Annotated in this window: 11 protein-coding genes; 10 read left to right on the top strand and 1 reads right to left on the bottom strand. The window is 60.6% G+C overall.

Annotated features, from left to right (window positions below; translation table 11 throughout):
• Positions 1-2: 2 nt before the first annotated feature.
• Positions 3-713: a GntR family transcriptional regulator gene (locus IVB40_RS23125; protein ID WP_247816435.1), complete on the bottom strand. Its 711-nt coding sequence runs from the start codon at positions 711-713 to the stop codon at positions 3-5.
• A gap of 204 nt (positions 714-917) precedes the next feature.
• On the opposite strand from IVB40_RS23125, the gene IVB40_RS23120 reads away from it, so the two are divergent.
• From IVB40_RS23120 to IVB40_RS23075, 10 genes are all read left to right on the top strand, one after another.
• The gene (locus IVB40_RS23120; protein WP_247816434.1) at positions 918-1,658 is read left to right on the top strand and encodes an aspartate/glutamate racemase family protein; all 741 of its coding nucleotides are present in this window, start codon (positions 918-920) and stop codon (positions 1,656-1,658) included.
• A gap of 11 nt (positions 1,659-1,669) precedes the next feature.
• The gene (gene hydA, locus IVB40_RS23115; protein ID WP_247816433.1) at positions 1,670-3,079 is read left to right on the top strand and encodes a dihydropyrimidinase; all 1,410 of its coding nucleotides are present in this window, start codon (positions 1,670-1,672) and stop codon (positions 3,077-3,079) included.
• Between the two features lie 620 nt (positions 3,080-3,699).
• Positions 3,700-4,362, top strand: coding sequence for a response regulator transcription factor (locus IVB40_RS23110; RefSeq protein WP_027517213.1), 663 nt, complete (start codon positions 3,700-3,702; stop codon positions 4,360-4,362).
• Positions 4,362-5,783 carry a sensor histidine kinase gene (locus IVB40_RS23105; RefSeq protein WP_247816432.1) on the top strand — a complete coding sequence of 474 codons (1,422 nt, stop codon included), beginning with the start codon at positions 4,362-4,364 and terminating at the stop codon, positions 5,781-5,783. Before IVB40_RS23110 ends, IVB40_RS23105 begins: the two co-directional genes overlap by 1 nt.
• 87 nt (positions 5,784-5,870) lie before the next feature.
• A complete protein-coding gene (locus tag IVB40_RS23100) occupies positions 5,871-6,947 on the top strand; it encodes an ABC transporter substrate-binding protein (protein ID WP_247816431.1) in 1,077 nt (358 codons plus the stop codon).
• A 278-nt stretch (positions 6,948-7,225) separates the two neighbouring features.
• On the top strand, positions 7,226-8,533 hold the full coding sequence (locus tag IVB40_RS23095) for an MFS transporter (protein ID WP_247433539.1): 1,308 nt from the start codon (positions 7,226-7,228) through the stop codon (positions 8,531-8,533).
• A 77-nt stretch (positions 8,534-8,610) separates the two neighbouring features.
• Positions 8,611-9,408 (top strand): substrate-binding domain-containing protein, encoded by a 798-nt coding sequence (locus IVB40_RS23090; RefSeq protein ID WP_247816430.1) that lies wholly within the window; start codon positions 8,611-8,613, stop codon positions 9,406-9,408.
• A gap of 50 nt (positions 9,409-9,458) precedes the next feature.
• On the top strand, positions 9,459-12,170 hold the full coding sequence (acnA, locus tag IVB40_RS23085; RefSeq protein WP_247819580.1) for an aconitate hydratase AcnA: 2,712 nt from the start codon (positions 9,459-9,461) through the stop codon (positions 12,168-12,170).
• 24 nt (positions 12,171-12,194) lie between these two features.
• Positions 12,195-13,514, top strand: coding sequence for an MFS transporter (locus tag IVB40_RS23080; protein ID WP_247816429.1), 1,320 nt, complete (start codon positions 12,195-12,197; stop codon positions 13,512-13,514).
• Between the two features lie 62 nt (positions 13,515-13,576).
• Positions 13,577-14,614, top strand: a complete 1,038-nt coding sequence (locus tag IVB40_RS23075; protein ID WP_247816428.1) for an isocitrate/isopropylmalate family dehydrogenase — start codon at positions 13,577-13,579, stop codon at positions 14,612-14,614.
• The last annotated feature ends 1 nt before the right edge of the window (position 14,615 follow it).

Here is a 14,615-nt window from a genome sequence, read left to right as displayed (position 1 = left end):
GATTACGCCGCCGTCTGCTTGGCTTGAGAGGTGCCGATCACTTCGAGCAGAGCGGTGCCGGTGCGCCGGACATGAGCGCCAAGCAGGCGTCCTGCGGTTTCGCTATCGCGCGCCTCGAGCGCGGCAAGGATGCCGGCGTGCTCGTCGACCGAATTGCTCCAGCGGCGGTCGGCGCCGAGCGCGAGATAACGCGCGCGTTCGGCGCGGGAGATCAGCGTCTCGTGCGCCTCGCGCAGCGGCGTGTTGCGCGCCATGCGGACGATGGTGTTGTGGATCTCGCCGTTGATGGCGAAGTACTCGTCGAGCTTGCCGTTGCGATGATGACCTTCCATGCGGGTCTGGAGCGTGCGCAGGCGGGCGAGATCGCGCTCCGTGGCGCGCTCCGCGGCGAGCTCCGCGGCCAGCCGCTCGACGCCAGCCAGTGCCTCGAACAATTCCGAGATGCCGTCGACGGCGATGTCGGCGATGCGCGGGCTGCGGTTGGGGCGCAGTTCGATCAATCCCTCGGCCGCCAGCACCTTCATCGCCTCGCGCAAGGGCGTGCGCGATACGCCCAGCTCCTTCGACAACCTGGTCTCCTGGGTCTGCGATCCCGGCGGCAGCTCGCCGCGAATGATCATCGCTCGCATCCGTGCGGCGGCGCGCTCATGCAGGCCCATCCGCTTGAGTTTGGGCGACTTTCGTCCCGGGGTCGGCTCGGATTTTTGCTGCACGCAAACCTCGCTGCTTGCGCGCAATCCTAGTCAATCGCTGTCAAAATCCGTGCTCAAATAGAAGACGTATGTAGCTCAAAATAAAAGCATTTCGAACAAATTGCATGCAGTATGCAGATTGCGGGTTGCGCGGGTACGCGGGATGCGGATGATCCTGCCGAGGAGCGCAACCGCGCTTCGCCGAAAATGGAGCGGACGCGATCGATGTTAGTTCTGCGCAAGCGCCTCGGCATGATCACGCCGTCCTCCAACTCGGTGCTCGAACCCGTTACCGCGGCGATGCTCGCCGATGTTGATGGCGTCACCGCCCATTTTTCACGCTTCCGGGTCACCGAGATCGCGCTCGATGCTGCGGCGCTGAGCCAGTTCGACGCCTCGGTGATGCTTCCGGCGGCGGACCTGCTGGCCGATGCCAAGGTCGATGCCATCGCCTGGAACGGAACGTCCGCAAGCTGGCTCGGCATCGGCCGAGACCGGAACCTTTGCGAGGCAATCACGACGCGCACCGGCGTGCCCGCGACGACGTCGACGCTTGCCTGCATCGATGCCGCCCGTGCGCTCGGCGCCAAGCGCGTCGGTCTCGTATCGCCCTATACCGATGACGTGCAGCGGCGGATCGGTGACGTCTGGGCCGAGGAGGGGATCGCCCCGCACACGGAGCGGCACCTCGGCCTGCGCGACAATTTCTCGTTCGGCGAGGTCGCGCCTGCGACGATTGCTGGCATGATCCGCGCTGTGGCGGCTGACGGCGCCGATGCTGTCGTCATCCTCTGCACCAACCTCGACGGCGCCGCGCTGGCGGACTCGCTCGAACCGGAATTGAAAGTCGCGGTGCTCGATTCGGTAGCGGTTACGCTATGGCGAACCCTGGAGCTCGCGGGTGGCGACATCGGGGCTCTTGTCGATTGGGGCCGGATCTTCCAGACATCGGCGGTCATCAAGTGACGGAGACTCCCGTGACGCAGTTCGATCTCGCCATTCGCGGCGGCACCATCGTGACGGCTAGCGACGAGTTTCGCGCCGATATCGGCATTCGCGACGGCCGCATCGTCAGTATTGCTGATCATCTCGAGGGTGCTGCCCGCGAGATCGACGCAACAGGTCTGCTGGCGCTGCCCGGCGGGATCGACAGCCACGTCCACATCTCTCAGGCCTCCGGCCCCGACGTGGTGATGGCCGACGACTTCGCCTCAGCGACCCGTTCGGCAGCCGCCGGCGGCAACACCATGGTCCTCCCGTTTGCGCTTCAGGAGAAAGGCACGTCGCTGCGGACCTGCGTCGAGAACTACCGCAAGCTTGCCGAAGGCGAGTGCTATATCGACACGGCGTTCCATCTCATCATCTCCGATCCGACCGCGGTCGTGCTCGGGCAGGAACTACCGGCGCTGGTCAAGGACGGCTACACCTCGTTCAAGGTGTTCATGACCTATGACGACCTCGTGCTCAGCGACAAGCAGCTGCTTGAGGTCTTTGAGGTCGCGCGCCGCGAGGAAGCGCTGGTGATGGTTCATTGCGAAGGTTACGACGCCATCCGCTTTCTGACCAACAGGCTGGAACGCGAGGGCCATATCGCGCCGTATTATCACGGCGTGTCGCGGCCACAGGCGGTCGAGCGCGAAGCCACGCATCGCGCCATCAGTCACGCCGAAGTGATCGGCGTTCCCATCATGATCGTGCACGTCTCCGGGCGCGAGGCGATGGAGCAGGTGCGCTGGGCCCAGCAGCGCGGATTGCCTGTGCATGCCGAGACCTGCCCGCAATACATCACGCTGACGGCCGACGACATGAAGGGCCTCAACATGGACATCACGGGCGCGAAATATGTCTGCTCGCCGCCGCCGCGCGATGCCGAAAGCCAGCAGGCGATCTGGGAAGGCATCACGTCAGGCGTGTTCCAGACTTTCTCGTCCGATCACTGCCCGTTCCGTTACGACGATGCCAGGGGCAAGCTGACGCCGAACGGCCGCACCTCGTTCCGCTGGGTGCCGAACGGCATTCCGGGTGTCGAGACCCGGCTGCCGATTCTGTTCTCCGAAGGCGTGTCGAAGGGACGGATCAGCCTGCAGAAATTCGTCGAGCTGACCGCGACCAACCATGCACGCATCTACGGCCTCTATCCGCGCAAGGGCTCGATCGGTGTCGGCTTCGATGCGGATATCGTGCTGTGGGACCCCAAATTGAAGAAACCCATTCGGCAGGCCGATCTGCATCACGGCTCGGACTACACGCCATGGGAAGGGTTCGACGTCACGGGATGGCCGGTAACGACGATCGCCCGTGGCCGGGTGGTGTACGAGCACGGCAGGATCGTCGGCGACAAAGGCGCAGGCGACATTCTCAGCCGCGGCAGGTCGAGCCTGATCTGATCGGGCTCAACACGTTGCTGCTCAACTGTGCCGCTCGTGCGTGGGGGCGATGGCCGTCTCAAGTCCGAAGATCATACCGGTCACATGTTCGTATCCAGCCTTCGCATGGGGCAAAACTAACCGCTCAATTCGGACAAGGTTGGCCGGCCGCCCGCCATAAGGCGACGTCCTTGACGTGATCCTCGAATCGCAGTTGCTGTCCTTAGTTGGAGAGACCGTCTCTGATTGGATCTGGTTGGGCCTCGGTTGCCGTAGGGGCCAGCATGGATTGGAGCGAGAGTTTAATTTTTCCAATTGGTTAGAGAGCGACGTGTGCACGATGCGTGGACTGAAAAAATCCTGGAAAGTCCGAACGCCATTTGAGCGACCTCGATCTGAATCGCGCAAAGGGCTCTCGAAAGGGAGCAGGGCGGAATTTGCGCTCGATGTGTTTGTGTTCGGAGCCAAGACTGTGTCGACATCGCTGGTCAGGAGCAATACAGGCCGCGCGCGAGTGATTTCTGTCTGCGCCAAGACCTAGTATCCGCGAGGAAGCTCCGATTTGATCTTTCGATACTGTCCTTCTAGCCTCACGGTGACGTCTCCCTGGCACGGGTGGTGCGAACGCAAGGGCTTGTTCAGTGAGGATTCTGATTGTCGAGGACGATGCCGCCATGGCGCGGGGCCTTGCCGAGCGGCTCAAGCTGTCTGGGTTCGCCGTCGATATCGAGTCTGACGGGGCTTCGGCGGCGCAGACCGCGTTGCTGGAACCCTACAGCCTCATCATCCTGGACATCAACTTGCCGAACGTGTCGGGTTTCGGAGTCCTGCACAAGATACGGCAGGCGGGGTCAACCGTTCCGGTCATGATTCTGACTGCCCGTTATACGGTCGGCGACAAGGTCAGCGGGCTCGATCTCGGCGCCGACGATTACCTCTCCAAGCCGTTTGATATCGCCGAGTTTGATGCCCGCGTCCGTGCGCTCGTGAGAAGGGGGCAGGGGCTGCCCAATCCGACCTTGATCTGTGGCCCGCTCGCGTACGACCGCGCCGCGGGCACGATTACGCTGAGCGGCCGGCCGCTTGAGTTGCGACGGCGCGAGTTTGCCGTGTTGGAAGTGCTGATGACCCGCGCCGGCAAAGTCGTGTCCAAGGAGCGTCTGATCGCGGAGGTATTTGGCTTCGACGAGGCGGTAGCGCCGAACGCGGCGGAACTCTATGTTGGTCGCGTTCGCCAGAAACTCGGTCCCGACGGGCCGCGGATCCGCACCGTCCGTGGGCTAGGGTATCTGCTGGAGGTATAGTGATCGCCACCTGGCGGCCGTCGTTGAGGCGAACGCTCCTCACCAATCTGGTGGCGCCCGCCATTGTATTGGCGATCGTGCTTGGAATCGGCGGTATGTTGCTGATCCAGCGCGTTGTCCAGACGGTCCATGACCGGTTGCTCGATGGGTCGGTTCTCGCCATCGCCGAACGTGTCGGCGTGGAAGATGGCGAACTGACCGTCGACTTGCCGCAGGTTGCGCTCGGCATGCTGGAAAGCCAGTCGCACGATAGCATTTACTACAGCGTGACTTACCTCGGCGAATTGATCACCGGGTACAAGGATCTTCCATTGGCCGGCTTCGATCGATTGAAGGCTGGCGAAACCGGCCATCGCGATGGTGCGTATCGCGGCAAGACGGTTCGTATCGGCGCGCAGGCGCGGCAGGTCTACGGCAGGCCAGGGCTGGTCCTCGTCGCAGTGGCCGAAACGGTGCAGGCGCGCCGCGTCGTCGAACGTGAAATGCTGATCGGACTGGCGATGCTCGAGGCCGGGTTGATTAGCCTCATCGCTTGCCTGGGCTGGTACGCAGTCGATCGAGGCCTGAGGCCGCTTGGCGAACTCAAGCAAGAAATCGATGCGCGCGGTATTCAGGGCGGTCCAAATCTCAGTCCGCTCGACCTTTCCCGGGTGCCGCAGGAAGCTTTAGCACCGGCGCTCGCGGTAAATTCCCTGCTACAGCGGCTGGATCTGGCCATTGGACTGGTGCGCCGGTTCACCGCCGATGCCTCGCATCAGATGCGAACGCCATTGGCGATATTGCGGACGCATCTCGATCTGGTGCGACGCCTGGGGTCGGAGACGCCGGCGGGCCAATCTGCCCTCAACGAGGTCGATAACGCCATCAACCGCCTTGAACGGCTGCTCGGGCAACTTGTGACACTGGCTCGGGTCGACGAGCAGAACATTGCGCAACCGGCCGCGGAGAACGTTGACCTGAACGAGGTCGCCTTCAATGTCCTGTCGGAGCGTGCCCCACAGGCTTTCGCGCGCGATATCGACGTCCAGTTCGATCGATTTGACGGTCCCGCGATTATCGCCGGCAATACCGTCCTGATTGGCGAGTTGCTGGCAAACCTGATCGACAATGCCATCCGCTACAACCGACCCGGCGGGTTGGTCCTGGTTCGCGCGGTTGTTGACGCCACGACCGCGCGAATTGAAGTCGAGGATACCGGTCCGGGAATTCCGGAGGCCCATCTGGCCCGTGTCTTCGAACGCTTTTATCGGATTCCGATGGCGAACGGCCCTGAGGGAAGCGGCCTTGGACTGGCAATCGTGAAAGCGTTGTCGGACCGTCTCGGGGCTCAAATCGTGCTCGCACCTGGCCCGGAAGGCCGGGGCCTGCGGGTTTCCGTGAGCTTTCCTCTTGCCAAGCGTGATAGTGAAAGCTCAAGTTGAGGCCGGATTGTGCGCTGCTGTAGAAGTGGCTGCAGTTCCGAACAAACTGAAGTCTGCAAAGCGGATTATCGATGAGGAAACGTCCCGATGGGGGCTGCCAAAGCCTTGGCCTTGTGCGTTGGAGTCTTGCTCGCATGGCCTGCCAGGTCGGAGCAGGCGCAGCTCGGCCCTCTCAAGGGGCAAGCATCCGCTATCGCCGGAGCTCGAGAGCAACTCAACATCGTATCGACGACCCAGGACGCGGACGTCGCCGACTTGCTTGCCGATTTCCGGGCAAGTCATCCGGACATCGAGATCGTCCATACAAAGATCAACTCCAACGAGATCTACAATCAAGTCGTGGATCCCTCGACCTCCAGCGCAGCACCCGGAGACATTGTCTGGAGCTCCGCGATGGATCTGCAGATCAAGCTCGTCAATGACGGCTATGCCCAACCCTATGTGTCGAAGGAAATTGCGCATATCCCGGATTGGGCAATCTGGAAAGACGAAGCCTACGCCATCACGGCGGAACCGATTGTCATTGTTTATAACAAGAACCTCGTTGCGGAGTCTGATGTTCCCCGATCCCGCGCTGATCTGAAGAGCCTTCTAAGCCGAAAGCCTGACACCTATCGGGGCAAGATCGCAACCTATGACCCGGAGCAGAGCGGGACCGGATTCCTGTTCATCACGCGCGATGCCGGAATCACGAGGACAACGTGGGATTTGGTCCGTGCCTTCGGCGGCGCCGGTATCAAGCTCTACTCGACCACCGGAACGGTGCTTGATCGAATTTCATCCGGCGAACATTTGATTGCCTACAATATGATAGGGTCTTACGCGATCGAACGGGCCAAGGAAGATGCCTCAATCGGAATAGTGTTTCCTGCCGACTACATCACGTTGATGTCGCGCATAGCCTTCATACCGGTCACCGCGCCGCACCCAGAATCCGCGAAACTGTTCCTCGATTACTTGCTTTCGGAACGCGGTCAGAAGTTTCTCCTGGCCCGGTCGGTCGGTCCTGTGCGCCTCGGCCTCGGTGCAGAAGGTGTCATACCTGCGGATCGCAGCAACGCCGTCAAACCAATCCATATTGGTGCAGAATTGCTCACCTATCTCGATCAGTCGAAACGAGCGAGCTTTCTCAAAGAGTGGCGCCGCGCATTGCAGGATCGATAGAAATCCACGGATTTGGATTTCAAACGGAATAACATCCGAGAGAACCCCCCATATCTGCCGGCTCGCCAAGCGCACCGTCTTCACTCCGACTCCGACCAGATTCTCCTGCAGGGTGCATCAGCGACAGGTTGATGACAGGCAGCTGATATACGGTGAGGCAGCCTAGCTTGAATGATAGCGCCTTGCGCATCGGTCAATCCGGCCGCGATCAAGTTTGCAACACCTGCCTGACGGGTGAACAAGACAAAGAATCACAAACGATAAAATGGGAGGACGGCATGACGGCTACCACCGGACAGTCGAAGCTTGGCATGGTGCTCCGCGTCACCAGTGGCAACTTTCTTGAGATGTTCGATTTCTTTCTGTCGGGCGTCTACGCATCGTACATCGCCAAGGCATTCTTCCCGCTCGAAAATGAATACGCGTCACTGCTGCTGACCTTTGTCGCGTTTGGCGCAGGCTTTCTGATGCGTCCGCTCGGCGCCATCATCCTCGGAGCCTACGTGGATCGGATCGGCCGGCGCCAAGGCCTGATCGTTACATTGTCCATCATGGCTGCCGGGACGGTGCTCATCGCGTTCGTGCCAAGTTACGCAACCATTGGCATCTTGGCCCCGATTCTCGTCTTGATTGGACGCCTGCTGCAGGGCTTCTCGGCTGGCGTCGAGCTTGGTGGTGTTTCCGTCTATCTCTCGGAAATGGCCACGCCGGGAAAGAAGGGTTTTTACGCCAGCTGGCAATCGGCGAGTCAACAGGTCGCGATCATCGTCTCGGCCTCGCTGGGTTTCGCTCTGAATGCATGGCTTGCACCGGCGCAACTTGACGATTGGGGTTGGCGCATTCCGTTCTTCATCGGCTGCCTGATCGTTCCTTTCGTATTCTTCATTCGACGCTCGCTGCAGGAAACCGATGAATTCCTGGCGCGGAAGCATCATCCAACACCCCGCGAGATCTATCGCTCCATCCTCGCAAATTGGAGCATTGTTCTTGCCGGGATGATGATGGTGATCATGACCACGGTGTCTTTCTACCTCATTACCGTCTACACGCCGACATTCGGCAAATCGGTCCTCAAGCTGACCGCGGCCGATGGCCTGATCGTGACGATTTGCGTGGGAATATCGAACTTCATCTGGCTTCCCATCATGGGCTCGTTGTCCGATCGGATTGGTCGTCGGCCGATCCTCATCGCCTTTTCGACTTTGGCATTTCTGACTGCATATCCCGCGCTTTCCTGGTTGGCCGCAGGCCCGACGTTCCCGAAAATGCTGACGGTCCTGCTTTGGTTGTCTTTCATCTACGCCAGCTACAACGGCGCGATGATCGTCGCATTGACCGAAGTCATGCCGGTGGGTGTACGAACGTCTGGATTCTCCCTCGCATATAGTCTGGCAACGACGTTCGGCGGGTTTACGGCAGCGATCTGCACGTGGCTGATCGCTGCCACTGGTGACAATGCGTCGCCGGGATATTGGATGAGCGCGGCAGCACTCTGTGGTCTGGCCGGGACGTACCTCGTTTACAGGCCGCAGGAACGACGCGCGCTATCCGGGGCCAGTTCGGCCGAGACGGTGATAGGGACGTGACCACCAAAGTGCTCGATGACGTCGACCATCATCGAGCAAGCACAGTCCCCGAATAATTGCATCGAAGGAAATTGCCGATGAGCGTGACGATCGTCGTGCGCAGGCTAGTTGCGCTGAGCTTGCTGATTGTTTTGACGGCCGCGGCGGGACTAGCCGGGGCGTCCGAGGTCAGGGTCATGATCTCGGGAGGCTTGGCGACACCTTACAAGGAACTCGTACCGCAATTCGAACGCGCGACGGGAAACACGGTTGTCACGGCCAATGGCCCTTCGATGGGAACGACGGAGAACGCCATCCCCGTGGGACTGGCGCGCGGCGAGGCGGCGGACGTGCTCATCATGGTCGGCGATGCGCTTGGCGAGATGATCGAGCAGGGCAGGGCGGTCAGAACCAGCCGCGTCGACCTGGTACGCTCGCCGATCGGGATCGCTGTACGCGCCGGGACTCCAAAGCCTGATATCGGTACGCCTGACGCATTGAAGCAGGCACTGTTGAACGCGAAGTCAGTTGCATACTCCGATAGCGCCAGCGGCGTCTATGTAGGCACCGAGCTGTTCAAGCGTCTCGGGATTGCCGCCGAGATGAAGGACAAAGCCAAAATGATTCCCGCGGAGCCGGTCGCGAGTGTTGTTGCACGCGGTGACGCCGAACTCGGCTTTCAGCAGATCAGTGAACTTTTGCCGATCGCTGGTGCCGACCTTGTCGGGCCGCTCCCGGCAGACGTCCAGAAAATCACGATCTTTTCTGCAGGCATAACCTCCAGTGCCAGTCAGCCGGAAGCCGGACGGGCTCTCATTGCCTTCCTCGCTTCAGCTGCAGCCGCTCCGGCCCTGAAAAAAGCGGGTCTCGATCCCTTTGCAGCATCGGAGAAATAGACCGGCTTCAGATCTGCGGGAGGCGGACGATTCCAGCGAAGGGGGACTCGATTGTGAAGCAGTATCTCAACAGCTTCGGCGCACGCCAGACACTTGTCGTCGGTGCAAAGACCTACGCCTACTATTCGCTTGCCGCGGCGGAAAAGAATGGCCTTCCCAGCGTCTCGAGACTGCCATTCTCCCTGAAAGTCATCATCGAGAACATGCTGCGCAACGAAGACGGCCGCAGCATGAGCAAGGCTGACATCGAGCATGCCGCGCTGGGGAGCCAAGACAAGGGCTCGGCCGAGAAGGAAATCGCCTTCAGGCCGGCCCGGGTGCTGATGCAGAATTTCACCGGCGTTCCGGCCGTGGTCGATCTTGCCACGATGCGGGACGCTATGAAATCCCTCGGCGGCGATCCACAAAAGATCAATCCGCTGATACCTGTGGATCTCGTCATCGATCACTCCGTCATCGTCGATGCGTTCGGCAATGGTCAGGCACTGGCCAGGAACGTCGAGCTCGAATACCAGCGCAACGGTGAGCGATATCGCTTTCTGAAATGGGGACAGGGCGCATTTTCGAATTTCCGGGTGGTCCCTCCGGGGACCGGTATCTGCCATCAGGTCAATCTGGAATACCTGGCTCAGACGATCTGGATCGGCCGGGCTGAAGACGGCGGGAATGACCTGGCCTATCCCGATACGCTCGTCGGCACGGATTCCCACACCACGATGGTCAACGGCCTGGCCGTGCTCGGATGGGGCGTCGGCGGAATCGAGGCCGAGGCTGTTATGCTCGGCCAGCAAATTTCGATGCTGCTGCCGCAAGTCGTCGGTTTCAAGCTCACCGGCCGGCTCAAGGAGGGCGTCACGGCGACCGATCTCGTGTTGACGGTGACGCAGATGCTGCGCAAGCGCGGTGTGGTCGGCAAATTCGTCGAGTTCTACGGCCCGGGGCTCGACGACATGACGGTGGCGAACCGTGCGACCATCGCGAATATGGCGCCTGAATATGGCGCGACCTGCGGCTTCTTCCCGATCGATCAGCGAACAATCGATTATCTGACCACCACCGGCCGTGATCCCGCGCGCGTCGCGCTGGTCAAGGCCTATGCCGAAGCCCAGGGCATGTGGCGCTCCGCCGATACCCCGGATCCGGTGTTCACGGATTCCCTGCAACTCGACATGACCGATGTCGTGCCGTCGATCGCCGGACCAAAGCGGCCACAGGATCGCGTGACGCTCGACACCGCAAAAATTGCCTTCCTCGGCGCCATGGATCAGGAGTTCCGCCAACTCGCGCAGACCGGCAGCCGGCATTGTGTTGAAGGTGCAAACTTCGATCTCGGTCACGGCGACGTGGTGATCGCCGCCATCACGTCATGCACGAACACCTCGAACCCCAGCGTCATGCTGGCGGCAGGATTGCTGGCGCGCAACGCCGTTGCCAAAGGGCTGAGGACAAAGCCATGGGTCAAGACCTCGCTCGCGCCGGGGTCGCAGATCGTCGAGGAGTACTTCAGGAAATCGGGTCTCCAAGCCGATCTCGACAGGCTTGGCTTCAATCTGGTGGGTTTCGGCTGCACGACCTGCATCGGCAATTCCGGCCCGCTCCAGGCAATCTCCGACACCATCTCGGGCAACAACCTCGTGGCGGTCGCGGTTCTCTCCGGCAATCGCAACTTCGAGGGGCGGGTCAATCCGGACGTCCGGGCGAACTATCTGGCGTCGCCGCCGCTGGTCGTCGCCTATGCGCTTGCCGGATCGATGGCATTGGATCTGGTGAAGGAGCCGCTCGGCTTGGGCAGCGACGGAAAGCCGGTATATCTGCGGGATATCTGGCCTTCGAGCAAGGATGTGCAGGATTGCATCGATCGCACGATAGGCAGCGAGATGTTCAAGGCGCGCTATTCGGACGTCTTCAGCGGCGATACCAACTGGAAGAATATCGGCGTCTCCGAGGGGCAAACCTACGAGTGGGACCAGGTTTCGACCTATGTCCAGAACCCACCATGCTTCGTCGGGATGACCAGCGACCCGACGCCGCCGACCGACGTCATCAATGCGCGCATTCTCGGCATGTTCCTGGATTCGATCACCACCGATCACATCTCGCCCGCGGGTTCGATCAAGGAAAGCAGTCCCGCCGGGCGCTATCTACGCGACCATCAGATCCGCGTCGTCGACTTCAATCAGTACGGCACCCGCCGCGGCAACCATGAAGTGATGATGCGGGGCACCTTCGCCAACATCCGCATCAAGAACCAAACGGTGAAGGACGAAGCCGGCAAGGTGGTCGAGGGCGGCTACACCATTCACCAGCCGAGCGGCCAGCGGATGTCGATTTACGACGCCGCCATGCGTTACCAGGCCGACAAGGTGCCGCTGGTGGTGTTCGCAGGCAAGGAATACGGCACCGGTTCGTCGCGCGATTGGGCGGCCAAGGGCACCAACCTTCTTGGTATTCGCGCCGTTGTTGCCGAAAGTTTTGAGCGCATTCACCGGTCCAACCTCGTTGGCATGGGCGTGATGCCGCTGGTGTTCGAGGAGGGTACGTCCTGGCGGTCGGTCGGATTGAAAGGCGACGAGATCGTGACCCTGCGCGGAATCGAGAGCGGCCTGCTGCCGCGCCAGAAGCTCGCGATCGAGATCCGCGGGTCCGATGGCGTGAGCAAGATCGTCGTTCCTTTGACCTGCCGCATCGATACGCTCGACGAGCTCGAATATTTCCGCAACGGCGGAATTCTTCAATACGTCCTACGCCAACTGGCTGCCTGATCGTCAACCCGAAACGAGGACGCCATGCCAACGACTTCCGCGCCGCTACCGAGGATCGAAGCGGAAACCATGCGCCGCATTACTTGGCGCCTGCTTCCGTTTTTCATGCTTTGCTATTTCATTTCATACGTCGACCGCGTCAATGCCGGGTTTGCGGCCCTGCAAATGAACAAGGATCTGGGGCTGACGCAGGCTGCCTTCGGGGCGGGCGGGGCGCTGTTCTATATCGCCTACATTATTTTCGAGGTACCCAGCAATCTGGCGATGCAGAAAGTTGGCGCGCGGATCTGGATCGCGCGTATTATGATCACATGGGGGATAGTCGGTATTCTCTCCGCTTTTGCGGTAGGGCCGATTACTTTTTATCTGAGCCGCTTTTTGTTGGGTGCAGCGGAGGCCGGGTTCTTTCCTGGTGTGATCCTGTATCTGACCTTCTGGTTTCCGGCGGCTTATCGCGCACGGATCGTTGCGGTTTTCATGGTGGCTATACCGCTATCGAGCTTTCTGGGGTCGCCGATATCCGGCGCCTTGCTGGCGATGGATGGCTTGCTGGGTCTGCGTGGTTGGCAGTGGCTTTTCATCGTTGAAGCCATTCCGGCGGTCCTGCTCGGCCTGGTCTCGTTCTTCGGACTTCCGAACAAACCCGCTGATGCAAAGTGGCTCGAGCCGGAGGCGCGCAATTGGCTCGACGCGCGCCTGCAGTCCGAGCGATCGATGGCAAAGCAGGTCGGCCACATGTCGCTGTGGCAAATTCTGACCAACAAATATGTGCTCATCCTAGGTCTGATCTATGCGGGAAGCTCGGCCACGAGCAACGCGTTGTCGTTGTGGCAGCCTCAGATCGTGAAATCGTTCGGGATGTCCAACATGGAGACCGGCTTCCTGAATGCCATCCCATTTGGCATCGCCTCCGTCGCGATGATCTTCTGGGGAAGATATTCGGACAGGTCGAACGCCCATGCCCAAAACACCGCAATACCACTTGCGTTATGCGCAACGGCGCTGCTTGCGACCATGCTCACGAACTCATTACCCGTGACGCTTGCTATTCTGAGCGTGGTCTTGATCGGTAATTATTCGATCAAGGGACCATTCTGGGCCCTGGCGACTGGGACACTCTCTCCGGCAACTGCTGCGGCCGGAATTGCCGGCATCAATACCCTGTCGCACATCGGCACTTCTGGCGCGGTGTGGCTGCTCGGCGTCATCAAGGAGGCGACGGGTAGCTTCCCCGTGGCCTTGATACCGCTGGCTTTGCTTCAAATCGCCGGGATCATCGCGGTGCTTTGGATCAGCAAGCAGGAAACGCTACCCGCCGCCTCCGCCGCAAGCCCCGTACATTGAGTGCAAGGCAGCATGTCTGACATTCACAAAACCCCGCGGCTCTCATCTTCGAGGACATAGTAATGCCTGCTCAATCCAAAACGAAGCGGCCCGCCACGCTCATTCCAGGCGATGGCATCGGCCCCGAGATCGTGAAATCGGCCGTCGACATTCTCGAAGCGCTCGGCTCTCCATTCGAATGGGACATCCAGCAGGGTGGCCTGGCAGCGATCGAGGCAAGCCGTGATCCGCTGCCGCAGGCGACGCTGGACAGCATCCGACGCACGCGGCTCGCCCTGAAGGGCCCGCTAACGACGCCGGTGGGGGGCGGATTCCGCTCGATCAATGTTCGTCTGCGCGAAGAATTCGGCCTCTACGCCAATTTGCGGCCGGTTCGAAGCATGGTTCCCGGAGGACGATTCGACGAAATCGATATCGTGCTGGTGCGAGAGAATCTCGGCGGCCTCTATGTCGCTTTCGAACACTACATCCCGATCGGGGACGATCCGCACGCGGTCGCTATTTCGACCGGGGTTAACACCCGCGAAGGATCGCGCAAGATCATCGAATTCGCATTCGACTACGCACTCAAGAACGGTCGCAAGAAGGTGACCGTCGTGCACAAGGCCAACGTGCTGAAGGCGCTGACCGGCATCTTTCTCGAGGTCGGTCACGAGGTTGCGAAGAAGTACGAGGGCAGGGTCAAAATGGACGATCGCATCGTCGATGCCACGGCGATGCAGCTCGTGATGAATCCCTGGCAGTTCGACGTCATCGTCACCACCAATTTGTTCGGCGACATCCTGTCCGATCAGCTCGCCGGGTTGGTCGGCGGCCTCGGCATGGCTCCCGGTGCCAACATCGGACCGGATGCGGCGATCTTTGAGGCTGTGCACGGCTCGGCGCCGGATATCGCCGGCAAGGGAATCGCCAATCCGCTCGCTTTGCTGCTGGCGGTCGGGCTGATGCTGGAGCACATTGCTCAGCCTGATCTCGCAAACCGTCTTAGAGCGGCAATTGATCAGGTCTTGCGCAAGGACGGCGTTCGCACGCCCGATCTGGGCGGCAAGGCGTCCACTGGCGACTTCACGCAAAGCATCGTCCGTCGATTGGGAGGGTAAG

This window comes from Bradyrhizobium sp. 40 (genome assembly GCF_023100925.1).
Taxonomy (GTDB): Bacteria; Pseudomonadota; Alphaproteobacteria; order Rhizobiales; family Xanthobacteraceae; genus Bradyrhizobium.
Note: the sequence above shows the minus strand (reverse complement) of the source record. Positions and strands in the feature narration are given on the sequence as shown.

What these genes read in the sequence shown, in the direction of transcription:
- IVB40_RS23120 (WP_247816434.1), top strand. Translation starts at nt 918, where the DNA reads ATGTTAGTTCTGCGCAAGCGCCTCGGCATGATCACGCCGTCCTCCAAC.
- IVB40_RS23095 (WP_247433539.1), top strand. Translation starts at nt 7,226, where the DNA reads ATGACGGCTACCACCGGACAGTCGAAGCTTGGCATGGTGCTCCGCGTC.
- IVB40_RS23090 (WP_247816430.1), top strand. Translation starts at nt 8,611, where the DNA reads ATGAGCGTGACGATCGTCGTGCGCAGGCTAGTTGCGCTGAGCTTGCTG.
- IVB40_RS23075 (WP_247816428.1), top strand. Translation starts at nt 13,577, where the DNA reads ATGCCTGCTCAATCCAAAACGAAGCGGCCCGCCACGCTCATTCCAGGC.
- IVB40_RS23080 (WP_247816429.1), top strand. Translation starts at nt 12,195, where the DNA reads ATGCCAACGACTTCCGCGCCGCTACCGAGGATCGAAGCGGAAACCATG.
- IVB40_RS23100 (WP_247816431.1), top strand. Translation starts at nt 5,871, where the DNA reads ATGGGGGCTGCCAAAGCCTTGGCCTTGTGCGTTGGAGTCTTGCTCGCA.